Here is a 23,753-nt window from a genome sequence, read left to right as displayed (position 1 = left end):
ACCACGGCGATCGGAAAGGGAAAGGACAGTCACGATTTGCGCCAGCTCAGAATTCTCAGGATGATGAAGACGGGAATGACGATGGCGGCACCGAGCAGCAGATAATCGCCAACGCGGCCGAGTGCAGCAAAACCGGAACGCCAGAGTTCGACAAAGCTCGCCCGGATCCAATAGACGACATCCATCGGATAGATGCCGAAGGCGCTCATCACGAAGCCGACCACGACTGACACGACGACCAGCTTGATCAGGGTCCGGCCAGGCGTATCTCCCAGGAACCGGTTCAAACCGTCTGACATGTTCGACATCTCCAATTGTTGTGCGGAATCGCTTGACCGGCACTTGTGGCAGAAATTAGAGCAAAGACCAGTCGATATAAAGAAGCACCATGGCCAAGAGAAACCTTTCTTCCGGCGATCCCACTGCCGATCGCCGCGCCGACTATGCCGCCATGCTGGCGGAAGGGGGCGAACATGCCGCCGCAGCCGAGCTTTTGGGGCAGGCGCTCGAGCTGGTGCCCGGGTGGGCTGCCGGCTGGTTCCTGCAGGGCAGCTATCTCGAGAAGGCCGGAGCGCAGGAGGACGCGATTGCTGCCTATCGCAAGGTGGTCGCGCTCGCTCCGGACGATCTGTTCGGCGCTTCGCTGAAACTGGCAAGTCTGGGGGCCGGTTCCGTGCCGGCTTTGCCGCCAAGCGCCTATGTCGAGGGTCTGTTTGACGATTACGCCGACCGTTTCGATACGGCGCTGGTGGAAAGGCTCGGCTATACGGTGCCGGAAAAGCTTTCGGTACTTGTGATCGAACAGGCCGGCGAGACGGTCCGTTTCGGAACGGTGGTGGATCTGGGATGCGGCACCGGCCTCTTTGCCGCTGCTTTCGCCGACCACGCCGCTCGGTTCGAAGGGTATGATCTCTCCCAGGCCATGCTCGCCAAGGCGCGCTCGAAAGGTCTCTATACGCATCTCGGTCAAGCGGATCTGTCGAAAGAGCCTGCGGCGTCAGGCCTGTTTGAAGGCTCTCCGGAGGCACGGGCCGATCTCGTGGCTGCTGCCGACGTGATGATGTATCTGGGCGATCTCGAGGCTGCTTTTGCCAACGCCGCCGCCTTGCTCAATGCCGCTGGCCTGTTTGCCTTCTCGGTTGAAAAGGCAAGGGCTGACACCGGGTATGAACTGCGTGAGTCCCTGCGTTACGCCCATTCGGCCGATCATGTTGCAAAGGTTCTGAATGCCAATGGAATGCACATCATCCGCCAGAGCGAAACCACCATTCGCATGGATGCAGGCCAGCCGATCATTGGTCTGCTGTTCATCGCGATGAAAAGCTGAAGCGGTCATCGGGACCAACTTTCTATCTTTTGTGACGCTTTCTCTACTTTAGCCTGTTGCAGTGATGATGCAAAATATGTCAGTGATACTGACGTATTTCAATGGAACGCTGATCATGCCCAAACTCGGAATCTGGAACACGGAGCCGGCCAAGCACTCGCTTTTTGAAGATGCGCAGGGCCTTTTCACCGGCACCGTGCTGGCCTCGCTCGGTGTCATGTTGTTGACCAAGGCCGGCCTGCTGACGGGCGGCGTGGCCGGCATGGCATTCCTTCTGCATTACGCCTTCGGCATCAGCTTCGGCCTCGGCTTCTTCCTCATCAACCTGCCCTTCTACTGGCTTGCCTATCGCAGGCTTGGCATTGCCTTCACGATCAAGACTTTTTCGGCGATCGCACTTCTGTCGGTTCTTTCGGAATACCAGCCGAAACTGCTTGAAATCGGCTATGTCCATCCGATCTGGGCCGGCATTCTGGGGGGGCTTCTGATCGGCATGGGCATGCTGGCACTCTTTCGTCATCGGGCAAGCCTTGGCGGTGTCGGCATTCTGGCGCTTTATCTGCAGGAACGTTTCAAGTGGCGGGCCGGGCTGGTGCAGATGGCGATCGACCTCGTCATTCTAGCGCTCGCCTTCTGGGTAACGACGCCTTACATCATCTTCTGCTCGGTCATTGGTGCCATTGCGCTCAATTTCTTCATCGCCGTCAATCATCGTACCGATCGCTATATTGCGATGTGACGCCAAGGGTCTATTTTCCGGTTCCAGGCAGGATGGAATCAGGAATGGAAGATCCCGGCAGACAAGCGGAAGCGATTGCGGCATTGCCGGTGCCGTTTGCGCGCTGGTTTGCGGAAAAAGGCTGGGCGCCGCGACCGCATCAGCTGCAGCTGCTGGACAAGGCGCGGGCAGGGCATTCGGCTCTGCTGATTGCGCCGACGGGTGCCGGCAAGACGCTGGCTGGCTTCTTGCCGTCGTTGGTGTCGCTGCACGAGCGCGGCAAGCGGAAGCCGGGCAGCGGTTTTCGCGGCATCCACACGCTCTATATCTCGCCCTTGAAGGCGCTCGCGGTCGATATCGAGCGCAACCTCGCCCGGCCCGTCGCCGAAATGGGGCTGCCCTTCTCCATCGAAACGCGTACCGGCGATACGTCGCAGGGCAAGCGTGCCCGCCAGAGGCTCAACCCGCCCGATATTCTGCTGACGACACCGGAACAGCTGGCACTGCTGATCGCGTCGAAGGAAGCCGAGCGCTTCTTCAAGGATCTGCATTACGTCATCTTCGACGAACTGCATTCGCTGGTGACCTCCAAGCGCGGCCATCTTCTGTCGCTGGGGCTGGCGCGACTCAGGAAACTTGCTCCGTCTCTGCAGACGATCGGCCTCTCGGCCACGGTCGCCGAGCCGGATGACCTTCGACGCTGGCTGGTGGCGCAGCAGGACGCTCAGGATAATCTCTCGGCCCTCGTCACCGTTTCCGGTGGCGCGCGACCGAGGATCACCATTCTGAGGACCGAGGAGCGCATTCCCTGGTCGGGCCATTCGGCCCGCTATGCGATGGGCGAGATCCTGAGCGCGATTGCCGATCACCGCACGACCATCGTCTTCGTCAATACCCGTTCGCAGGCCGAGCTGATCTTTCAGGAACTCTGGCGGATCAACGAGGAGAACCTGCCGATCGCGCTCCATCACGGTTCGCTCGATGTCGCGCAACGCCGCAAGGTCGAGGCCGCGATGGCGGATAACAGGTTGCGGGCAGTGGTTGCTACCTCCACGCTCGATCTCGGTCTCGACTGGGGTGATGTCGATCTCGTCATCCATGTCGGCGCTCCCAAGGGCGCTTCCCGGCTTGCCCAGCGTATCGGCCGTTCCAATCACCGCATGGACGAGCCGAGCGAGGCGATCCTGGTGCCGGCCAACCGGTTCGAAGTGATGGAATGCCAGGCGGCGCTCGACGCCAACTATGTCGGCGCCCAGGATACGCCTCCGGTGGGTGAGGGCGCGCTCGATGTTCTCTGCCAGCACATCATGGGTCTGGCCTGTGCCGATCCGTTCGATGAAAAGGCGGTCTTCGCCGAGATCCGGACAGCCTCGCCCTACCGGCATATCGATGAGGATCTCTTCCTCCGTGCGCTGGAATTTGTTGCCACCGGTGGCTATGCGCTCAAAAGCTATGAGCGCTATGCCAAGATCCGCAAGACCAAGGACGGGCTGTGGCGGGTTTCGCATCCGGACTATGCGCAGCAATATCGGCTCAATATAGGAACCATTCTGGAAGCGCCGGTGCTGAATGTGCGGCTGGTCAAACAGGGCCGGGGCACGTCCGGTCGTGGTGGGCCGGTGCTCGGGCAGGTCGAGGAATATTTTCTCGAAAGCCTGTCGCCGGGCGATACGTTCCTGTTCTCGGGCAAGGTACTGCGTTTCGAAGGTATCCGCGAGAACGAGTGCCTGGCATCGGATGCCTGGTCGCAGGATCCGAAAATCCCCGCCTATGCTGGTGGCAAGTTTCCGCTCTCCACCTTCCTGGCCGAAGGCGTGCGCGCCATGCTCGATGATCCGGCAAAGCGACAATCGCTGCCCGAACAGGTGCGTGACTGGCTTGCGATCCAGGCCGAAAAATCGGTTCTGCCCCGTCGCGACGAATTGCTGATCGAGACCTTTCCGCGCGGCAACCGCTATTTCATGGTGCTCTATCCGTTCGAGGGGCGGCTTGCCCACCAAACGCTCGGCATGCTGCTCACGCGGCGGCTTGACCGGATCAGCGCAAGGCCACTCGGTTTTGTCGCCACCGACTATGCGCTCGCAATCTGGGGGCTCGAGGATATGGGCGCGATGCTCGCGGCTCGAACCCTGTCATTGCCGCGGCTTCTGGACGAGGACATGCTGGGTGATGATCTCGAAGCATGGCTCAACGAAACCTGGCTGCTCAAGCGCACTTTCCGGGCCTGTGCCGTGATTGCCGGTCTCATCGAGCGCCGCCATCCCGGCAAGGAAAAGACCGGCCGGCAGGTCACTGTCTCCGCCGATCTCATATACGACGTGCTGCGGGTCCACGAGCCCGACCATATCCTCATGCAGGCAACGCGGGCGGATGCTGCCCAGGGGCTTTTGGATATTCAGCGGCTTGGCGATATGCTGAAGCGAATCAAGGGCCACATCCTTTACAAACGGCTCGATCAGGTGTCCCCGCTTGCCGTGCCGATTATGCTGGAGATCGGCCGCGAGCCTGTTGCGGGCTCAGCCGACGAGTCCCTGCTGGCCGAAGCGGCCGATGCGCTGATCGATGAGGCCCTCGGATAACGGAAACGGAACGAAGTGCATGAATCGCATGGCGATGGCGAACAGGACGGACGTGAGCGAGGATATCGGCCTGACGGAGATTGAGGTCGCCGGTGTTGCTGCCTTGCTCGATCCGGATGGTGCGCTTTATCTGCCTGATATCGGGCTGCTCTGCATTTCCGATCTGCATCTGGAGAAGGGTGCTGCCTTTGCCCGTCGCGGGCAAATGTTGCCGCCATGGGACACGGTGGCCACGCTTCGGATCCTGTCCCATGCCGTTGCCCGCCATGATCCGAAAATCATCCTGTCGCTTGGCGACAATTTTCATGACCGGCGTGGTTCGTCGGAAATGCCAGAAGCCTTCCGTGCCATGATCGGTCAGATCGCCAGCGGACGCGAGATGATCTGGGTCACGGGTAATCATGACCCCGATGGCGTCACCAACTTGCCGGGCCTTTCGGTCGATGAATTGTCGATTGCCGGGCTGACTTTCCGGCACGAGCCGGGCAAGGCCGGGGAAGGTGAGGTTGCCGGGCATCTGCATCCCGCCGCAACGCTCTACAGGCGGGATCGCGCCGTGCGTCGCCCCTGTTTTGCCAGCGATGGCAAACGCCTCATCATGCCCTCGTTCGGGGTGATGACTGGTGGCCTCGATCTCAGGCATCAGGCCTTTCGCGGATTGTTCGAGCCGGCATCTCTCGTGGCGCACATGCTGGGCAAGGGCCGGCTCTATTCTCTGCCTTTCACCCAGTTGCGCTGATCAATCGCGCCGGAACATCAGGCTCGCCGTCCAGCCGGTAATCACTGCCAGAAGCACCGAAAACAGGCCGTAAAGAAACGGACTGTTGAAGGCCGCTTCGGTGATGAGCTGTTCAAGGCCGGTCTTGACGACCCGAAGCTTCAATTCCTTCACGGTCACGAAATCACCGCTCCGGAACAGGAAGGCCTTGATCGTATGCACGCCGTTCGGGATGTCGGACGGAATGTGAATGTTGGCCTGGAACAGCGAATTCGAAATGAAGGTCACGCCGCCGGGGTTGGACTGGAACAGGCCATGCTCGCGCTTGAGGCGGATGAAGGCATCGCGATATTCGCGAAGCGTTTCGGCATTGCTGGCAATCCCTGTCGCCATAAGCTGGATGTAGTTGATGCCGACACCGTTGGCGAACAGCTGCGAGGCCGGCGCGATATTCTCCACGAGTCGGGTCGACGCGATCGAATAGGATTCCGGCGCCCATTGGAAGGTTGCGGAACGGCGGTTCAGCCAGATGCCAAAGACGCTCTCCTTCTTGCGCAGGGTCACATGGTCGCGCGGCCCTTCGAGCGCGACGACGATATCGTAAGCGCCGATTGCAAGCAGATAGGGATCGACATTGTCGAGCGCACCGAAAACCGTGACATCGGTTCCGGCGAAATCCGGAGCGATGGCAATTTCTTTCGAACTGACACCGATATTGATCGTTTCCTTGAAGACCTTGGTCGTCGTCTCGATCGGCTCGGCTTCCTGGGCTTCGGCCGGCAGGGTCAGGAGCGCGAGAAGAAACAGGTGCAGAACCCTCTTCATTCCGCCCCTCCGCGCGCGATCGAATAGATCTCGGTCGGAGGAATGAAGAGGTCGAGCGCCAGACGTACGCCAACCGCCAGGATCAAGAGAGCAAGAAGCGCGCGCAGCTGTTCCGCCCGCAATTTCTGCCCGGCTCTCACGCCATATTGGGCGGCCACCACCCCCGACATCATCAGGATGAAGGCAAGCACGATATCGACCGAATGGTTCGTGATGGCCTGGATGATGGTCGAATAGGTCGAAACGAAAATGATCTGGAACAGCGACGTGCCGACAACGACATTGGCCGGAACGCGCAGGAGATAGATCATGGCCGGAACCATGATGAAGCCGCCGCCGACCCCCATGACTGCGGTGAGGATGCCGACGCCAAAACCGAGGGTGACCACCGGGATGACGGACAGATAGATGCGGGATTTCTTGAAGCGCATCTTGAACGGCAGGCGATGTACCCAGTTATGCTGACCGGTGCGTTTGAAACTGATTGTTTCGTTGCGGGCGGCGCGACGCAGCGCATTGACGCTTTCCCACAGCATCAAGCTGCCGACGGTCGACAGGAGTGCGACATAGAGGAGCGAAATGATCAGGTCGAGCTGGCCAAGGGCTCGGAGCGCGGAAAAGATCCAGATGCCGAGTGTAGCGCCAAGCAGGCCCCCAACAAGCAGAACGGAGCCGAGTTTCACATCGAGCGAGCCACGCCGGAAATGGGTGATTGCACCGGAGATCGAGGAGGCGATGACCTGGTTTGCACCGGTCGCAACCGCAATGGCCGGCGGCACATTGTAGAAGATCAGGAGCGGGGTGATGAGGAAGCCGCCGCCGACGCCGAACATGCCCGAGAGGAAGCCGACAGTCGCACCCATGCCGAGGATGATGAAGATGTTGACCGACAGTTCGGCTATGGGAAGGTAAATGCTCACGCGCTGGATCCTTGCCGACAAATGGATAAACGACAGACCCGATCTCTCGGGTCTGTCGCTATGGTCCGGCTTTGATTGTGAGAAAACCTTGCGCGTCCGTTCATGGGCTGTCAACCGGACCACTCGCCATTTCCGAGGCGAAATCGATAATCAATACAAGCGTTTCCATCCTGCAACAACCTCCAAAACCCTAGGGGGGAAGTCGAGTTTCGGCCGCAGTTCCTGCAGCCATCGGCCGCCGCGAGGGTGCTGACCGGAATGTCCGGTCAGGATTTCTTGTTACGTGCAAGCAGCGCCCGCACCAGCGCGTCATCGATGCGGCCGGTCGGCTGCTGGCCAACCGACTTCTGGAAGGCCTTGATGGCGGCAACCGTCTTCTTGCCCATCGAGCCATCGGCCGGTCCGGCGTCAAAGCCGTTATTGTTGAGGATCGCCTGAATGTTGCGGATCGCCCGCCGCATGTCGATCGTTGCCGTGGTGTTACCCTTGGCGATCCATTCGTCGGGAACGATCGCGGTGTTGGCATTGTCGTTGAGCGGGGTCGGCTGCCAGAGATCGAGCTTGGCCTTGGCGGCGGAAAGCTGTTCCGGTGTCAGCGCATTGGCGACTTCGTCACGCTTTTGCGCTGCATCCTGGTCGCCCTCGCGGGCTGCGATCGCGAACCATTTGTAGGATTCGCCGAGATCCTGTTTCACGCCGTTGCCGCGCGCATAGAGGATGGCGAGATTGAACTGACTGTCGCGCACATTATGCTCGGCTGCGGCCTGGAACCATTTGGCCGCTTCGTTGAAATCCGGAGCGCCGGCGGTGCCGGTGGCAAAGATGACCGCGAGATTGTGCATCGCGCTGGCATTGCCCTTGTCGGCTGCCGACAGATAAAGCGTCTTGGCCTTCTCGAGATCGCGTTCGACCCCGGTTCCTTTTTCATAGAAGTTGGCAAGCCGGTATTCGGCAGGTGCCAAGCCCTTCTCGGCTGCTGCGGCATACCATTTGGCTGCCTGGGCAAGATCAATCTTGACTCCACGGCCATCGGTGAAGCGCGAACCGATTTCGAAATAGGCCAGCGCATCGCCGCGCTTGGCGGCTTCAGCGAGCGATGCCGGCTGCAGACCTTCCGGGAGTTCAATGGCGGCGGCGGGGACTGGCTCGGGCGCTGTCTTGGCGTCGGTCGCAGCGGGGACATCCGGCGTTGCGGCAAGCGGCTCGGCCTTTGCCGCATCGGTGTCTGCGGGCGGCGTCAAGGCGCCGTTTTCGTTCGGCGTGTCAGGCGTTTTCGGCGGAAGATCGGCCGGCGCGAGCATATCGCTCTCAGGCGCCTTCACCGTACTTTCGGTCGTCGCGGGAACATCCGTCGTTGCCTTGTCGGTTGCGGCAGGCTCCACCGGTGTGACGGACGGATCCATGTTGGCCGGAACTTCATTCTGTGTCGCCTGCGGCAGTTCTGGTGCCGGTGCTTCGCTGCGTCCGCCGATCAGGTTGGACACGAGCGGATAGGACATAACGACAAGCAGAACAGCGGCTGCCGCGAGCAGGATCGGCCGGCGATTTTCGCTGGCGGAAACACCGCTCGCTTTTGCATTCTTGTCCTTGGCCGCAGGTTTTGCTTTGTCCTTGCTTGTGGGTGCCTTGCTCTGGCTGGCTTCGGCAACAGCGGCCTGGGCGGCGCGACGCGCAGCTGCGATGACATCCGGATGTCCGCCAGCGGGAGTGCCAGCTGTTTCCGGCTGGCGACCGGCACGGACTTTCTCCATGATTTTCTTGACGTCCGGAACCCCGGAGCCCGGTTCGAGCAGGAGGTTCGGCTCGTCTTCGACGACCATGTCAGAGGCGTCGAGCGCCGGCGGGGGTGCCACCGAAACCCGATCCGTGGTAGCGGCCTTGTCCTTTTTGCCCGGTTTCAGCTTTGCCGCCAGTCCGGCGAGCAGGTTCTTGGAGGCCGGTGGAACGGGTGCGGCAGAGCGATTGGCGTCCTGCTTGATGTCGGGAACATCGGCGCCGACATTGCCAAGCTCGAGTTCGCTTTCATCGAAGACGGCGACCTTGGGATTTTCGGGCGCCTTGCGAGGCGGTTCGGGCGATAGGGCAAGCGGCTCGTTGAGAAATTCGGGCTGGCTCGCCTTCGGCATTACGGGGGCGGCCGCACGTTCCCGTTCAAACTCGTATCGATCATCGTTACGGGGAACGGGCTGTGCCGCCGCTGCGGGTGCCATCACTGGTGCCGGCTGTTGGCCGAGATTGTCGAGACGGCCGGCAATCTGCACCAGCGTCTGGTGCAGTGCCTCGAACGTTTCGTGGGTGCGCTCCTCGCTGGCGCGCGTATGTTCCTCAAGTGCCCGGAGATCTTCAGCAAGGCCAGCGATTGCGCTGATATCGGCATTGCTGCCGGCATTCGGCACGCCGCCGCGTGAATAGGCTTCAACGACGGCTTCGGCAGCCTGACGCGCCGCCTCGACGATGAATTCATCGGATGTCGCCATGTAATCTTCGAGGGCGGCCATACGATCGGCCACGTGATCCGGCAGCCCGTTGGCGAGGGAAGCGTCGGGACGCGCCAGCAGGGAGGAGAGCGATGCGATCTGCTGCTCGAGACTGCGCAGCGCTCCCGTATCCGCCTGCGGTGCGGCAATGCTTTCGTCCAGCCGGTGGGCGATGTCGGTGAGGCGATGTTCGAGCCGCGCAATGGCTGAGGTATCGATCGCCGAAGCCGGATGTGCCGGTGCCGGGATTTCGAGTTCCTCGATCCGGCGGGACAGCATTTCCAGCCGATCGACCAGATTGTCGATCTGGTTGCCGCCAAGTCCGTCGATCTTGCGGGAAATATCGGCAAGATGGTTGGAGAGGCCCGGATCGGATTGGCCCTGGAAGCCGCGTTCGATCATGGCCGTGAGGTTGGCGATGCGACCTTCGAGATTGCGGGCCGCCTCTTCGTGGGCAATCTCGTCGATGCGGGCTGTCAGGCCGGCGATGCGATCGGCGATTTCGGCTTCCGGCGATTGGCGTCCGAGAAAGTCGATATGTTCGGCGAGTTCGACAATGCGGTTTTCCAGACGCTGCAGAGCCGGTGAATCCTGAACCGTATTCTGGCGAGCGCTTGCCGCAATGGCGCGCGAGATTTCATCCAGCCGCTGGTCGAGGCCGGCGAACTGGTCGACCAGAACATCGCGGCCCCGGACTTCATGACCGAGCGTTTCGATCGCGTTGGCAATGGCGATCAGTTTGTCTTCCAGCGCGCGCACCGCCGGTGCGGCACTTAATTCTCCCAGGCCGGATTTCAGTCCATCGATGCGCCAGGCCAACTGAACCAGTTCCTCGCGGACGGCATTGGGATCGAATGCAGCAAGATGATCTTCGGTGCTCGCCCAACGGCGTTCGAGGGAGCGGACGCTCTCCTCCCGGGCGGTGGAGGCGAGGATAGAGCGCAGTTCGTCGAGATCGGCGCGAAGATCCTGCGAGCGGTTTCCGTATTCTGCCGCTTCCAGCCGTTCGATGCTGTCGGCAAGCCGCAGCAGGTCGTTGCGGATGGCGTGACCGCCTCCGGCAGCGGCCGCCGACTTGAGGTCCTGCATTTCGCTATGGATGATGCCGAGATCGCGGCTGATGCCATCGGCGAATTCATGCTTGAGTTCGGCGCGCAACTGGGCAAGCGTTGCGGTGATTTCGCGCAGCGCGGCATTATCGACCGGTGCCGGTGTGGGGGCGGCAGGTGTCGCCTGGACCCAGGATGCGGGCTGCTGCGGCTGTTCCATGCGCGGGCGGCGCTGTTCCATCACGGCATTGACGCGCTCGCGGGCGCCACCGAGCGCTTTCTGGCGCTCAAGGATTTCGGTCATCGGGTCTGCGGCGCGGCTGGGCATGCGGTTTGCCGGCGCCCTGCGGTCGCCGATCAAGCCCTGGATTCTGGCCTCCAGCCCCTCGATGGTGCGATTGAGCTGGTCCAGCGAAGTGCCGGCGCCATTGTTTGGGGTATTCGATCGCGATCCATTCATGTCTCAAGCCCGCCCGGCATGCCGGTTCCCTGTCCGGCGTTCACATGCGGTGCCGCCCTGCCGCAAACCGGAATCTTCCTTGCCTAACCTTTCGGACTTTCGCCGGGCTGACCACGCAAGGTTGTTTCCGTTCGCAAATCGAACCGGGCACCGCTTTTCCTTAATGAGGTTTTACAAATCGTGGTAAACAACCCGTTAACCGAGGTGAAAAAGCCTTTAATTCTGCGTTCGATTTTTCATCCCCAACCGCTTGAGGCATTAACGGATTGGTTTGGAGTGGCGGCTAACCTGCTGGGGTCCGATGCGCGACAAATTTTCCGTCACGTAATTTTTGACGTTTACGCAAACGTCAAAATTCTGTAGTAAGGTGACATCGAAAATTCCTGGAATTTGGTGAGGAGACACCCATGCCGGTCTATAAGGCCCCCGTCGAAGACACGCTTTTCGTGCTCAAGGACGTCCTCGGAATCGAAAAATTCAACAATCTGCCGGGTTTCGCCGATGCGACCGGCGACATGGTGGATGCCATTGTTGGCGAAGCCGCCAAGCTGGCCGAAGAAGTTCTGTTCCCGGTCAATCTCTCTGGCGATCAGGAAGGCTGTACGCGCCATGACGATGGATCGGTAACCACGCCCAAGGGCTTCAAGGAAGCCTATCAGACCTACCGCGAAGGCGGCTGGATCGGTCTTTCGGTGCCGGAAGAGTTCGGTGGTCAGGGTCTTCCCTATGTGCTGCATACCGCTGTCGGCGAATATATGTCGTCGGCGAACATGGCGCTCACCATGTATCCCGGCCTGACATCGGGCGCGATCGCCGCCATTCTGGTCCATGGTTCCGACGAGCAGAAGTCGACCTATCTGCCGAAGATGGTCGAGGGGACCTGGACCGGCACCATGAACCTGACCGAGCCGCATTGCGGCACCGACCTAGGCATGCTGCGCACCAAGGCTGCTCCGCAGCCGGACGGCAGCTACAAGATTTCCGGCCAGAAGATCTTCATCTCCGCCGGCGAACACGACATGAGCGAGAACATCATCCATCTGGTGCTCGCCCGTATCGAAGGCGCGCCGGAAGGCACCAAGGGCATTTCGCTCTTCATCGTTCCGAAGTTCATCCTCAATGCCGATGGCACGCCCGGCACCCGCAACGGTGTCTCCTGCGGGGCGATCGAGCACAAGATGGGCATTCACGGCAATGCGACCTGCGTTCTCAACTATGACGAGGCGACCGGCTATCTGATCGGCGCCGAGAACAAGGGTCTTGCCGCCATGTTCGTCATGATGAACGAGGCCCGTCTCGGCGTCGGTCTCCAGGGTCTGGCGATTTCCGAAACCGCCTACCAGAACGCAGCCAACTATGCGCGCGAACGTATCCAGGGCCGCGCCCTCACTGGCCCGAAGGCGCCGGACAAGAAGGCCGATCCGATCATCGTCCATGCCGATATTCGCCGTGCGCTCCTGCAGATGCGCGCGATCAACGAGGCAGGCCGTGCCTTCTCGCTCTATTCGGCTCTGCAATCCGATATCGCGCATCGTTCCGCCGATCCGGCCGAGCGTCAGAAGGCTGACGATATCCTGTCGATCATGACCCCGGTTCTGAAGGGCGTGATGACGGATCGCGGCTTTGAGAATGCGGTCGCTGCCCAGCAGGTCTATGGCGGTCACGGCTATATCGAAGAACATGGCATGAGCCAGTATGTTCGCGATGCCCGCATCGCCATGATCTACGAAGGCGCCAACGGTGTGCAGGCGATGGACCTCGTCGGTCGCAAGCTCGCTGCCAATGGCGGCCGTGCCGTCATGGCCGTGTTCAAGGAAATCGGTGATTTCTGCGAGGAAAACCGTGCCGATGAGCGGCTGGCTCCCTTCACCAAGGCGCTGAAGAAGGGCCTCAACGATCTGCAGGCGGCCACCATGTGGTTCATGCAGAATGCGATGGCGAAGCCCGACAATGCCGGCGCCGGCGCGACCGACTACATGCACCTCTTCGGCCTTGTGATCCAGGGCTATATGTGGGGCCGCACGGTCAAGGCCGTGCATGCGCTGCAGGATGCCGGCGACAGCCGCACCGAGTTCCTCGCCAACAAATTGGTCACGGCGCGCTTCTTCATGGAGCGGCTGATGCCGGAAACCGCTCTGCGGAAAGCCCGCATCGAAACCGGTTGCGACACGGTGATGGCGCTCGACGCCGCCGCATTCTGACCTTTCCCTTGAGCCCCGTACCAACGCGTACGGGGCTTTGCTTCATGGAAATAATCGTTCGCAGAGATTCTGCGCCAGGGAGATGAGACATGACTGAAGCCTATATTTTCGACCATGTGCGGACGCCGCGCGGCCGCGGCAAGAAAGACGGTTCCCTGCACGAAGTGCCGCCGACCCGGCTTGCCGCCCACACGCTGTCGGCCATTCGTGACCGCAACGGTCTTGATACGAAAACCATCGATGACATCATTTTCGGTTGCGTCGATCCCGTCATGGAAGCCGGTGCGGTCATTCCGCGCGGTGCAGCCTTCGAAGCGGGTTTCGACTATACTGCCCCGGGTATCCAGGTCTCGCGCTTCTGCGCTTCCGGCCTCGATGCGGTCAACCTGGCCGCCGCAAAGGTCGCCCAGGGTGCGGATGATATCGTCATCGCCGGCGGCGTTGAATCGATGAGCCGCGTCGGCATGGGCATGGCCGGCGGTGCCTGGCCGGTCGACCCGTCGGTCGCAATCCCGGCCTTCTTCATGCCGCAGGGCGTGTCGGCCGATCTGATTGCCACCAAATACGGATTCACTCGCGATGATGTCGATGCCTACGCGGTCGAAAGCCAGAAGCGCTCGGCGCATTCCTGGGAGCAGGGCTATTTCAAGAATTCGGTCATCCCGATCAAGGATGTCAATGGTCTGACCATTCTCGACCGCGACGAACATATGCGTCCGGGCACCGACATGCAGTCGCTCGCTTCGCTGCAGCCGTCCTTCCAGATGATGGGCGAGATGGGCGGCTTCGACGCTGTCGCCATCCAGGCTCATCCGGATGTCGAAAAGATCAACTATGTGCACCATGCCGGCAATTCGTCGGGCATCGTCGATGGCGCCGCAGCCGTTCTTATCGGCTCGAAGGCCGGCGGGGAAAGCATGGGCATCAAGCCGCGTGCCCGTATCCGGGCCTTTGCCAATATCGGTTCGGAACCGGCGCTGATGCTGACCGGCCCCGTCGATGTGACGGCCAAGCTCCTCAAGCGTGCCGGCATGACGATCGCTGACATCGATCTGTTCGAACTTAACGAAGCCTTCGCTGCCGTGGTTCTGCGCTACATGCAGGCCTTCGACATTCCGCACGACAAGATCAACGTCAATGGCGGCGCGATCGCGCTCGGCCATCCGCTCGGCGCAACCGGTGCGATGATCCTCGGCACAGTTCTCGACGAACTGGAACGCCGTGGCCTGCAGACCGCGCTGGTTACGCTCTGCATCGGCGCCGGCATGGGCACGGCAACCATCATCGAGCGCGTCTGAGATCAGGGAGAGAGACATGAGCTACAAGAATTTCACTGTCGAAACCGACGCAGACGGCCTCGCCCTCGTTACCTGGGACATGCCGGAAAAGTCGATGAACGTCTTCACCATGGAGGTGATGGACGAACTTGATGCAATCATCGATCAGGTCGTTGCCGATGCCGCGATCAAGGGTGTGGTGTTCACGTCTGGAAAATCGTCCTTCTCGGGCGGTGCGGACCTGACCATGCTCAAGGCCATGTTCACCATGATCGAGGAAGAAAAGGTCAAGGATCCGGCGAATGCGACGAAGAAGCTCTTCGATGCAGCCGGCCGCATGACCTGGCTCTATCGCAAACTCGAAACCTGCGGCAAGCCGTGGGTCGCCGCCATCAACGGCACCTGCATGGGTGGTGCGACCGAGCTTTCGATGGCTTGCCATGCTCGCGTCGCTTCCAATTCGAAGTCCGTCAAGATCGGTCTGCCGGAAGTCAAGGTCGGCATCTTCCCGGGCGCCGGTGGCACCCAGCGTCTGCCGCGTCTGATCAACACGCAGGATGCGCTGCAGATCATGACGACCGGTTCGGATCTTTCTGCCTCGCGCGCCAAAGCGCTCGGTCTTGTCAGCGAAGTGGTTGAACCGGAAAATCTCGTCGCTGCTGCCAAGGAGCTGCTCAAGAAGGGCGTCGACGCCGTTCAGCCGTGGGACAAGAAGGGCTTCAAGGCCCCCGGTGGTGCCATCTGGTCGCCGAACGGTATTCAGCTGTTCTCGGCTGCCAATGCCATCCTGCGCCGCGAAACCAACATGAACTATCCGGGCGCGCTTGCGATCCTGAAATGCGTCTATGAGGGCCTGCAGGTTCCAATCGATACGGGCCTTCGGATCGAACAGCGCTATTTCACCCATGTCCTGTCGACGACGCAGGCCTTCTCGATGATCCGCTCGCTGTTCGTGTCGATGCAGGAACTGGGCAAGGGCGCGCGCCGCCCGGCCGGCATTGCGCCGACCAAGTTCAAGAAGGTCGGCATCGTCGGTGCCGGTTTCATGGGTGCGGGCATTGCCTATGTCACCGCGAAGGCCGGTATTCCGGTCGTGCTGATCGATCGCGATCAGGCGGCGGCCGACAAGGGCAAGTCCTATTCGGAAGACCTCGTCAAGGCAGGCATCTCCAAGGGCAAGACCACCAAGGAACAGGGCGAAGCGCTTCTCAACCTGATCACGGCAACCCCGGATTACTCGGCGCTTGAAGGTGCAGACCTCGTCATCGAAGCCGTCTTCGAGGATCGCGGTATCAAGAAGACCGTAACCGAGCAGATCGAGGCCGTGATCCCGGAAACGACGATCTTCGCTTCGAACACCTCCACGCTGCCGATCACCGGACTGGCCGAGAACTCCAAGCGTCCGAACCAGTTCATCGGCGTGCACTTCTTCTCGCCGGTCGACAAGATGATGCTGGTGGAAGTCATTCTGGGCGAAAAGACCGAAGACAAGGCAATTGCGGTTGCGCTCGACTATGTCGCCGCGATCAAGAAGACGCCGATCGTCGTCAACGACACGCGCGGCTTCTATGTCAATCGCTGCGTGTTCCGTTACATGAACGAGAGCTACGACATGCTGCAGGAAGGCGTGCCGGCGATCATGATCGAGAATGCCGCCAAGTTTGCCGGCATGCCGGTGGGCCCGCTGGCGCTCAACGACGAAGTGGCGATCGATCTCAGCTACAAGATCCTGAAAGCGCAGATCGCCGATCTCGGCGAACACACGGTCGAAAAGCACCATATGGCGATCGTCGACAAGATGGTCAACGAACTCGGACGTCTGGGTCGCAAGAACCAGAAGGGCTTCTATGACTATCCGCCGAAGCCGGCCAAGAAGTCGCTGTGGCCGGGCCTCAAGGATCTCTTCCCGCAGAAGAAGGCCGAAGAGGTGGATTTCGAGGAGCTCAAACAGCGCTTCCTCGTCACGATCGCTCTTGAAGCCGCACGCACCATGGAAGAAGGCATTGTCACCGATCCGCGCGAAGCTGATGTCGGTTCCATTCTCGGCTTCGGTTTTGCGCCATGGACCGGGGGTGCCATCTCCTACATCGACGGTATGGGCGTTAAGGCCTTCGTTGCACTGGCGGAAGCACTGGCGGCCAAATATGGCGCTCATTTCAAGCCGACGCCGCTGCTTCTCGATATGGCAGCCAAGGGCGAAACCTTCTACGGACGTTTCGATCCTTACCGGGTTGCAAACGCTGCCTGATCGCGAATTTATATCTCGAAGATCATGAAGGCCGGGAGAGATCCCGGCCTTCTCTCGTTCTAGCCATTTTGTCGCATCGTTTGTGCTCAACAGCCGCCAGAACGCGCGGGAATAGAAGCAATTCTAAAGACTCTCTTAAGAGTATGTGTGCATGTTCTAATCGTAGAAATTGTCTCAAATTGGATAGCGACCGCTTTCATTAACGATCCGGGATAGATATGGCGACGACGGGCAAAGGCGCACGAGCGGGGAATGCAGAATTCTCCCAAACCGCCCTGTTTCACTATCTGCCAGCCTTGGTTGCGCTTGCGGCTCTCCTCGTCGTCGGATTTTTTGCCGACTGGCAACGACAGAAAAACGAATACAATAATCTCCGCAATGTCACATCTGAGCAGCTCGGGCTGATCAAGGCCAAGCTTGATGCGAATATCAGCGGCAATCTCAAACTTGTTCAGGGATTGGTCGGCACGCTCGAGACCGAACCCGACATGGCGCAGCCTCGCTTTGCCGAACTCGGTTGGCGCATCATGCGGCGAGCCCCGCAGATTCGGAATGTCGCGGCCGCCCGGGGCTTCGTCGTCAATCTCGTCTATCCCCTGCAGGGCAACGAGAAGGTTATCGGGCTCGACTATCGGAATGTTCCGCAACAAAAGGAAGCGGCGTTGCGCGTCCGATTCTCCGCACGACCGATCGTGACCGGGCCGGTGAATCTGGTTCAGGGTGGTACCGGGCTGATCGCGCGCTTTCCCGTCTACTTCGACACTGCATCGGGCGTACAAAGGTTCTGGGGAATCGTTTCGGCGGTCATGGACCTCGAAAAGCTCTATCGCGATAGCGGCCTTTCAAGTCAGAGCCTGCCGATCAGGGTGGCGATCGCCTCGGAAATGCCGGATGGGCGGCTGAACCCCGCTTTCTATGGCGAGGATGAGATATTCAGGCAGCGTCCGGTCGTCATGCGGATCAAGCTGGGGCACGAGGATTGGCAGCTATCGGCGATTCCCAAAGCAGGCTGGGAAATGCCGCGAAGCGACCTTTGGCAATTCCGTGCGGTGCTCCTCAGTGGAGGGATCCTTATTCTGGCGCCGATGCTTTGGGCGGGTCGGCTGATGCAGGAGCGCGAGCGCAATATCAGAACGTTGCAGGATCGCGAAGACGAACTCACGGCCCTGTCGCACCGCCTGCAAGTGGCTCTGGAAACATCGAAAATCGGTATCTGGGAATATGACATAGCCACCAATGGTCTGATTTGGGATGACCGCATGCGAGACCTTTATGGTGTCGACCCAAGCAAACCCGTTGCAGGCTATGAAGACTGGGCAAGCGTTCTTCATCCCGATGATTTCGAAAAGGCCGAACAGGAATTCGCTGCGGCAAAAGCCAATGACGATCAATATGAAAGCAAGTTCCGGGTCATCAGCAGCTCGGGTGCCATTCGGCATATCCGAGCAATCGGGGCGCCCTACAGGGACTCGAAAGGGCACAAGAAGATTGTCGGCGTCAACTGGGATGTCACTGCTGACATTCACCTTCAGGATGATCTGAGGACGGCAAAGCTGCAGGCGGAGCTACAGAATATCGAGCTTGAACAGGCGCGGATGCGTATGGAGAGCGCCGCATTGCACGATGCGCTGACTGGTCTGCCGAACCGTCGCTACCTCGACCAGATCATGGTCGAACGGGAGCGGGTGGTCACAGATGTAAAAGAAGCCAGCGTGACCATCCTGCATATCGACCTCGATCGGTTCAAGGATATCAATGATACGCTTGGCCATGCCGCTGGCGATGTCATTCTCAAGCATGCTGCTGCCGTTCTTCGCGAAAACATTTTCCCCGATGATTTCCTGGCGCGGATTGGCGGCGATGAGTTTGTCATCATTTCCAATGGGACGCATGACGAAGAAGAGTATGGTGCCCTGGCCGCTCGCCTTGTGGAGGCCATGAGCCGTCCGATCGATTTCGAAGGGCATGAATGCCGCGTCGGCGCTTCCATCGGCCTTGCAAGCCGCAGCAACGATGACGGGATCGATCAACTCCTCATCAATGCCGACATCGCGCTTTATGAAGCCAAGCGACGCGGCCGTAACAGGGTCGAACGCTTTACTGACACGTTGCGCCATGTCGCCATCAATACCAAGAGAACGGCGGACGAGATTCTGCGTGGCCTCGAGCAGAACGAATTTGTTGCCTGGTACCAGCCGCAATTCGATGCCCAGACGCTCGAAATCGTCGGCTTGGAGGCTCTTGCCCGTTGGGACCATCCATCAAAGGGAATTCTCGGTCCGGATTCCTTCCTGCGCATCGCGGAAAACCTGAAGGTCGTCGCCTCGATCGATGAGATCGTCCTGCAACAGGCGCTGATGCAGCGCTATCGCTTGGCCGCAAGTGGTTTCCACATCCCCAAGGTGTCCGTCAACATTTCCGCCCAGAGGCTGGCGGACGAAAGCCTGGTGAACAAGCTCAAACAGCTGACCTTCCAGCCGGGGAGCCTGTCCTTCGAACTCCTGGAATCCATCTCCTTCGATGGGGATGACGAGGAACTGATCCCGCAGATCGAGAAACTCAAGGAACTCGGGGTCGATATCGAAATCGATGATTTCGGCACCGGTTATGCCTCGATCGTGACTTTGCTCAAACTTACACCGCGCAGGCTCAAGATCGATCGTCAGCTCATCCGTCCGCTGTCGGAATCTCTTGCGCAGAGGCAATTGGTGAGCTCGATCATCGAAATCGGTAAGGCGCGCGGCATCGAGATCGTCGCCGAAGGCGTCGAGACCAGTGCCCATGCCGAAATCCTGCGGGACCTCGGCTGCGATACGCTGCAGGGCTATGCGTTTGCGCCTGCCCTGAGTCCGACTGATATCCTGACTTTCGTACGGGAGCGGAAATGGTTCGACAGGTTCGATTTCGTCTCAGCCAAATCAGCCCAGAGCGCCTGACGATCGTTTGACGTTTAAGCTCTTCGTTACACGAGATACGGTGTGGAACCCGCTTGCCCGCTGTTTGAAAGGCGTGCTGCTGCCATCAGACGAATGATGAAATCGATCTTCGCCATCACCTCTCCACTGAGAACGAACGGATAGAGATCCGGCTGGCCGAGGCTGCGGTTCATCGAATTGATGGCGACCGTTAGCGGAATCCATGCGGCAATCAAGTCGTGGGCATTCTCGGCGTGGTAGGGATCTGAAAGAGAAGTCGTGTCGACCGAGTCCGACCCGGTTCCGCCAAAGGCGAGACCGAGGCACTGCGCCGTTTCAAGCCCGTCCGTCATGTGCATGCAATGAGCCCATGTCTCGGCGAAATCCTCCCAGGGGTGACTGCTGGCATAGGCGGAAATAAAGTTCTGCTGCCAATCGGGCGGGGCCCCGTTCGTATAGTGGTGGTGCAGGGCCTCGCCGTAATTCTGATCGGGATCGCCGAAGACTTCGCGGAATTCGGCGATCTTGCCCTGATTGCGAACCAGAAGATCCCAATAGAAATGGCCAATCTCGTGCCGGAAGTGACCGACCAGAGTGCGATAGGGCTCGCCCATGGAAGCCCGTCGGCGTTCGCGCTCCGCATCGTCGGCTTCGGCAATGTTGAGCGCGATCAGCCCGTCAGAATGACCCGTGAGGACTTTTTCGATCGAACCATCGACGTTGGCGACGTCGGCGAGAAACTCGAACGCCAGCCCGCGATCAGGGTCGTCGATGCGATTGGGCAGGGGAAGTCCCAGCCGCGTGAGCGAATAGATCAGATGCTTCTTGGCCTGTTCGATGCGTTGCCATCTGTCGAGATTGCCAGCCTGGGACAGATCGGGAATCGTCAGATTGAAGCGGCAGGCCATGCAATAGCCGGGTCCGTTTTCGGCATCCACCAGCCAGTTGCAGGCAGCCTGTTCGGCATTCTGGCAGAGATAGTAGCTCTTTCCGGTCTTCGTCGATGGCAGCCAGATGTCGTCATCGGGGACGAGCGATACCATATCGAACAGTTGCGGATCATATCCGACGCGATACCCGCACTTCAGGCAGACATCATTGTTGAAATGAAGCTGGTTCGAACAATTGTGGCACTGGAAGATTTTCATTTTTCTCACCTGAGGCGTCATCAGCCACCATAAACCCATTCGCCGCAGAAATGTTCCCGATTGTGGTGCAGCCGATGAAATAGGTCGAAGATGGTGCGGCAAGCGCCTCGTGGGGCTGGAAACTTGCTGGCTGCTGTGGTTTGCATGCCGCTCGGCGGCCAGAGCGGTTGGCAGGCAGGGATGGGACGTTCGGGAAATGGAAACACTGGCGGCGGTGTCGACCTATGAGCAGGACATCAAGAAAAGCGTTTTCCGAGCGTTTGCCGGCCCCGTCTCGACAGAACAGGATGCCAAGGCCTTCATCGCCAGTCATGGGGATGCGAGCGCCAACCACAATTGCTGGGCCTGGAAGATCGGCGCGATCTATCGTTTCAGCGACGATGGTGAGCCAAGCGGTACGGCCGGAAAGCCGATCCTGCAGGTCATCGAAGGGCAGGGGCTCGACCATGTCGTCGTGGTGGTGACCCGCTGGTTCGGCGGCACGCTGCTCGGGGCTGGCGGGCTGGTGCGCGCCTATGGCGGCACGGCAGCAGCCTGTCTGAAGGCCGCCGAGCGCAAGCGCGTCATCGCAACCATCGAAGGGCGGCTCGTCTGTACCTTCGCCGATCTTCCGCGGGTCAGAGGCCGTCTGAAATCGATTGCCGATCTTGCAGTTACCGGAGAAGAGTTTCTCGCCGATGGCGTGGCGCTCAGCCTTGCAGTTCCGCTCGCGATGCAGGACGAAGTGGGAAGGCTTCTTTCCGACCTGACGGCGGGTCGCCTCAAGGTGATCTGGCCGGATTGAGGTCAGTTCGATCCGGCCAGGATCTGGATTCCGACCGATTACGGCAGCATAGATCCGGTTTCGACGAAGCGCTGGTGCCATGAAAGGGCTTCGTTGAGCAGGGAGGGCGATTGCAGTCCGTAGGAGCCTTTAAGCGCACGCCGATAATAATCGGCAAGCATCGGGCGATAGTCCGGATGGGCGCAGTTTTCGATGATCACCTCGGCCCGTTGCTTGGGTGAGAGACCACGAAGATCGGCCAGCCCCTGCTCGGTCACGATCACCTGCACATCCTGGGTGATATGATCGACATGGCTCGCCATCGGCACGATCGCGGAAATCTTGCCGCCCTTGGCGGTCGATGGCGTCATGAACACGGAAACATAGGCGTTGCGGGCAAAATCACCCGACCCGCCGATGCCGTTCTGGATGCGCGATCCCATGACATGGGTGGAGTTCACATTGCCGTAGATATCGGCTTCGATCAGCCCGTTCATGGCCAGGCAGCCAAGCCGGCGGATGAGTTCGGGATGGTTAGAAATCTCCTGTGGCCGCAGGATCATCTTGTTGCGGAACTTCGCCATGTCGGCATTGACGCGTGCAGCGGCTTCCGGCGAAAGCGAGAAGGCGGTGGCTGATGCCATGCGCATCTTGCCCGATTCCAGAAGGTCGATCATGCCATCCTGAATGACTTCCGTATAAGCCGTCAGATTGTCGAACGGGCCATCGAGAAGGCCGCTCAGAACGGCGTTGGCAATGTTGCCGACGCCTGATTGCAGCGGAAGCAGAGAGGCCGGAAGTCGGCCCATCTTCACCTCTTGGGCGAAGAATTCGAGAAGATGGCCGGCAATGGCACCGGCAACCGCATCGGGTTTGGCGAAGGGTGCATTGCGATCGGGCGCATCGGTCTCGACAATGGCGACGATCTTGTCGGGATCGCAACGGAAACCGGTCTCTCCGATCCGATCGTCGGGCCGGACCAGCGGAATCGGTACGCGATTGGGCGGCAGCGCCGTGCCGTAATAGATGTCATGCATCCCGTCGAGTTCGGAACTCTGCCAGGCATTCACCTCGAGAATGATGCGGGATGCCCGCTCAAGCCAGGTCTTGTTGTTGCCTACGGAGGAGGAGGGAATGAGGGTGCTATCGGCGCGAATGCCCGAGACTTCCACCACAGCCGTATCCAGAGGACCGAGAAAGCCCTGCCAGGCCATCGGCGCCACCTGGCTCAGATGCATGTCGAAATATTCCATCTGGCCCTTGTTGATCTTTTCGCGGGCGATGGGATCGGAATTATAGGGCAGGCGAAATTCGATCCCGTCGGCCTTGGCAAGAGCACCATCGAGTTCCGGTCCGGTCGATGCACCAGTCCAGACCTTGAGGCGGAACGGATTGCCTGCCTTATGTGCGGTTTCCATGCGCGCGGCGAGCGCGAGCGGAACTGATTTCGGGTAGCCGGAACCGGTAAAGCCGCTCATGCCGACGGTAGAACCGTCGGAAATCAGGCTTGCGGCATCGTCGGCGGTCATGATCTTGTTGCGAAGAGAGGAAGGAGCAATACGGGACGGGCTCATGGCGTGCCTCTTTGTTCTTGCTGTTGGCGGCCGGGAGGGGGAGGACTGTTACGCGTGGCCGCAAAGTGCGCATGCCGACCGTGATAGCGCCACAAGAACGGCTTGCAAGCCTCTTTCGGGCTGATTTGCCTCAGACTTTCGGACAATGGCAGCTCACAGCTCGAGTAGCCGGCATCGGGAGAGGATATGTGCTGCTCGGGACTCTGGCTGATTCAAACCGAAAAGATCCACGTTCCGCCGCCGATTGTATCGCGCTCGTTCATGAGGCGCTTTCGGCAATCGTCTCCACGCGGCCCGCAACGGTGAGGGCAAGAATCTATGAGCGGAGCGGTGCCTGCCCGATCTGACCTGCCTGAAGGCTCCATGGCTGGCCGACGGAAGCTTAGCGGCGGGAAAAGTGTAGATTTGCGTATCAAAGAAACAGATGGCGGAGAGGGTGGGATTCGAACCCACGGTACCCGTGAAGGTACTCCGCATTTCGAGTGCGGTGCAATCGACCACTCTACCACCTCTCCGCAGTCCGTTTCGCCCGAGTGGAGAGCTGGTCGAGGGCT

Annotated in this window: 15 protein-coding genes and 1 tRNA gene; 9 read left to right on the top strand and 7 right to left on the bottom strand. The window is 59.9% G+C overall.

What is annotated here, in order from left to right:
- Nucleotides 1-29: 29 nt before the first annotated feature.
- Nucleotides 30-299, bottom strand: coding sequence for a DUF6460 domain-containing protein (locus Q4481_RS11575; RefSeq protein ID WP_304376500.1), 270 nt, complete (start codon nt 297-299; stop codon nt 30-32).
- 89 nt (nt 300-388) lie between these two features.
- On the opposite strand from Q4481_RS11575, the gene Q4481_RS11570 reads away from it, so the two are divergent.
- The 4 genes from Q4481_RS11570 (at nt 389) to pdeM (ending at nt 5,363) form a co-directional block, all read left to right on the top strand.
- On the top strand, nt 389-1,327 hold the full coding sequence (locus tag Q4481_RS11570; RefSeq protein ID WP_304376499.1) for a class I SAM-dependent DNA methyltransferase: 939 nt from the start codon (nt 389-391) through the stop codon (nt 1,325-1,327).
- A gap of 115 nt (nt 1,328-1,442) precedes the next feature.
- The gene (locus Q4481_RS11565; protein ID WP_354542199.1) at nt 1,443-2,066 is read left to right on the top strand and encodes a YitT family protein; all 624 of its coding nucleotides are present in this window, start codon (nt 1,443-1,445) and stop codon (nt 2,064-2,066) included.
- A gap of 44 nt (nt 2,067-2,110) precedes the next feature.
- The gene (locus Q4481_RS11560) at nt 2,111-4,624 is read left to right on the top strand and encodes a ligase-associated DNA damage response DEXH box helicase (RefSeq protein WP_377353852.1); all 2,514 of its coding nucleotides are present in this window, start codon (nt 2,111-2,113) and stop codon (nt 4,622-4,624) included.
- Nucleotides 4,625-4,643: 19 nt separating this feature from the next.
- Nucleotides 4,644-5,363 carry a ligase-associated DNA damage response endonuclease PdeM gene (gene pdeM, locus Q4481_RS11555; protein ID WP_377353853.1) on the top strand — a complete coding sequence of 240 codons (720 nt, stop codon included), beginning with the start codon at nt 4,644-4,646 and terminating at the stop codon, nt 5,361-5,363.
- Here the strand turns inward: pdeM and Q4481_RS11550 are convergent, their stop codons facing one another.
- The 3 genes from Q4481_RS11550 to Q4481_RS11540 all read right to left on the bottom strand — a co-directional run bounded on the left by Q4481_RS11550 (nt 5,364) and on the right by Q4481_RS11540 (nt 11,073).
- Nucleotides 5,364-6,167, bottom strand: a complete 804-nt coding sequence (locus Q4481_RS11550) for a TIGR02186 family protein (RefSeq protein ID WP_304376495.1) — start codon at nt 6,165-6,167, stop codon at nt 5,364-5,366.
- Nucleotides 6,164-7,087 carry a sulfite exporter TauE/SafE family protein gene (locus Q4481_RS11545; RefSeq protein ID WP_304376494.1) on the bottom strand — a complete coding sequence of 308 codons (924 nt, stop codon included), beginning with the start codon at nt 7,085-7,087 and terminating at the stop codon, nt 6,164-6,166. The genes Q4481_RS11550 and Q4481_RS11545 overlap by 4 nt, the downstream gene beginning before the upstream one ends.
- 266 nt (nt 7,088-7,353) lie before the next feature.
- Nucleotides 7,354-11,073 carry a peptidoglycan-binding protein gene (locus tag Q4481_RS11540; RefSeq protein ID WP_304376493.1) on the bottom strand — a complete coding sequence of 1,240 codons (3,720 nt, stop codon included), beginning with the start codon at nt 11,071-11,073 and terminating at the stop codon, nt 7,354-7,356.
- Between the two features lie 407 nt (nt 11,074-11,480).
- Here Q4481_RS11540 and Q4481_RS11535 point away from each other — a divergent pair, with 407 nt between their 5' ends.
- From Q4481_RS11535 to Q4481_RS11520, 4 genes are all read left to right on the top strand, one after another.
- The gene (locus tag Q4481_RS11535; protein WP_304376492.1) at nt 11,481-13,274 is read left to right on the top strand and encodes an acyl-CoA dehydrogenase C-terminal domain-containing protein; all 1,794 of its coding nucleotides are present in this window, start codon (nt 11,481-11,483) and stop codon (nt 13,272-13,274) included.
- 89 nt (nt 13,275-13,363) lie between these two features.
- Nucleotides 13,364-14,572, top strand: a complete 1,209-nt coding sequence (locus Q4481_RS11530) for an acetyl-CoA C-acetyltransferase (protein ID WP_304376491.1) — start codon at nt 13,364-13,366, stop codon at nt 14,570-14,572.
- Nucleotides 14,573-14,588: 16 nt separating this feature from the next.
- The gene (locus Q4481_RS11525; protein WP_304376490.1) at nt 14,589-16,799 is read left to right on the top strand and encodes a 3-hydroxyacyl-CoA dehydrogenase NAD-binding domain-containing protein; all 2,211 of its coding nucleotides are present in this window, start codon (nt 14,589-14,591) and stop codon (nt 16,797-16,799) included.
- A 218-nt stretch (nt 16,800-17,017) separates the two neighbouring features.
- On the top strand, nt 17,018-19,735 hold the full coding sequence (locus Q4481_RS11520; protein WP_304376489.1) for a bifunctional diguanylate cyclase/phosphodiesterase: 2,718 nt from the start codon (nt 17,018-17,020) through the stop codon (nt 19,733-19,735).
- 26 nt (nt 19,736-19,761) lie between these two features.
- On the opposite strand, the gene Q4481_RS11515 is transcribed toward Q4481_RS11520, so the two are convergent.
- Nucleotides 19,762-20,862 carry a zinc-binding metallopeptidase family protein gene (locus tag Q4481_RS11515; RefSeq protein ID WP_304376488.1) on the bottom strand — a complete coding sequence of 367 codons (1,101 nt, stop codon included), beginning with the start codon at nt 20,860-20,862 and terminating at the stop codon, nt 19,762-19,764.
- A gap of 196 nt (nt 20,863-21,058) precedes the next feature.
- On the opposite strand from Q4481_RS11515, the gene Q4481_RS11510 reads away from it, so the two are divergent.
- Complete coding sequence (locus Q4481_RS11510; protein WP_304376487.1) at nt 21,059-21,646, top strand: IMPACT family protein; 588 nt, start codon at nt 21,059-21,061, stop codon at nt 21,644-21,646.
- Between the two features lie 38 nt (nt 21,647-21,684).
- Here Q4481_RS11510 and scpC read toward each other — a convergent pair whose 3' ends face one another.
- Both scpC and Q4481_RS11500 read right to left on the bottom strand, forming a co-directional pair.
- Nucleotides 21,685-23,199 carry a succinyl-CoA:acetate CoA-transferase ScpC gene (scpC, locus tag Q4481_RS11505; protein ID WP_304376486.1) on the bottom strand — a complete coding sequence of 505 codons (1,515 nt, stop codon included), beginning with the start codon at nt 23,197-23,199 and terminating at the stop codon, nt 21,685-21,687.
- A 425-nt stretch (nt 23,200-23,624) separates the two neighbouring features.
- A tRNA-Ser gene (locus tag Q4481_RS11500) sits at nt 23,625-23,714 on the bottom strand.
- Between the last annotated feature and the right edge of the window lie 39 nt (nt 23,715-23,753).

The organism is Fluviirhizobium alvei, assembly GCF_030551875.1.
GTDB lineage: Bacteria > Pseudomonadota > Alphaproteobacteria > Rhizobiales > Rhizobiaceae > Rhizobium_E > Rhizobium_E alvei.
This window is presented reverse-complemented; position numbering and strand designations above follow the sequence as displayed.

Excerpts from the sequence above, each read along its gene's own strand:
- Q4481_RS11525 (WP_304376490.1), top strand. The coding sequence starts at position 14,589 with ATGAGCTACAAGAATTTCACTGTCGAAACCGACGCAGACGGCCTCGCC.
- pdeM (WP_377353853.1), top strand. The coding sequence starts at position 4,644 with ATGAATCGCATGGCGATGGCGAACAGGACGGACGTGAGCGAGGATATC.
- Q4481_RS11530 (WP_304376491.1), top strand. The coding sequence starts at position 13,364 with ATGACTGAAGCCTATATTTTCGACCATGTGCGGACGCCGCGCGGCCGC.
- Q4481_RS11575 (WP_304376500.1), bottom strand. The coding sequence starts at position 299 with ATGTCAGACGGTTTGAACCGGTTCCTGGGAGATACGCCTGGCCGGACC.
- Q4481_RS11565 (WP_354542199.1), top strand. The coding sequence starts at position 1,443 with ATGCCCAAACTCGGAATCTGGAACACGGAGCCGGCCAAGCACTCGCTT.
- Q4481_RS11560 (WP_377353852.1), top strand. The coding sequence starts at position 2,111 with ATGGAAGATCCCGGCAGACAAGCGGAAGCGATTGCGGCATTGCCGGTG.
- scpC (WP_304376486.1), bottom strand. The coding sequence starts at position 23,199 with ATGAGCCCGTCCCGTATTGCTCCTTCCTCTCTTCGCAACAAGATCATG.
- Q4481_RS11570 (WP_304376499.1), top strand. The coding sequence starts at position 389 with ATGGCCAAGAGAAACCTTTCTTCCGGCGATCCCACTGCCGATCGCCGC.
- Q4481_RS11510 (WP_304376487.1), top strand. The coding sequence starts at position 21,059 with ATGGAAACACTGGCGGCGGTGTCGACCTATGAGCAGGACATCAAGAAA.
- Q4481_RS11515 (WP_304376488.1), bottom strand. The coding sequence starts at position 20,862 with ATGAAAATCTTCCAGTGCCACAATTGTTCGAACCAGCTTCATTTCAAC.
- Q4481_RS11535 (WP_304376492.1), top strand. The coding sequence starts at position 11,481 with ATGCCGGTCTATAAGGCCCCCGTCGAAGACACGCTTTTCGTGCTCAAG.
- Q4481_RS11540 (WP_304376493.1), bottom strand. The coding sequence starts at position 11,073 with ATGAATGGATCGCGATCGAATACCCCAAACAATGGCGCCGGCACTTCG.
- Q4481_RS11550 (WP_304376495.1), bottom strand. The coding sequence starts at position 6,167 with ATGAAGAGGGTTCTGCACCTGTTTCTTCTCGCGCTCCTGACCCTGCCG.
- Q4481_RS11520 (WP_304376489.1), top strand. The coding sequence starts at position 17,018 with ATGGCGACGACGGGCAAAGGCGCACGAGCGGGGAATGCAGAATTCTCC.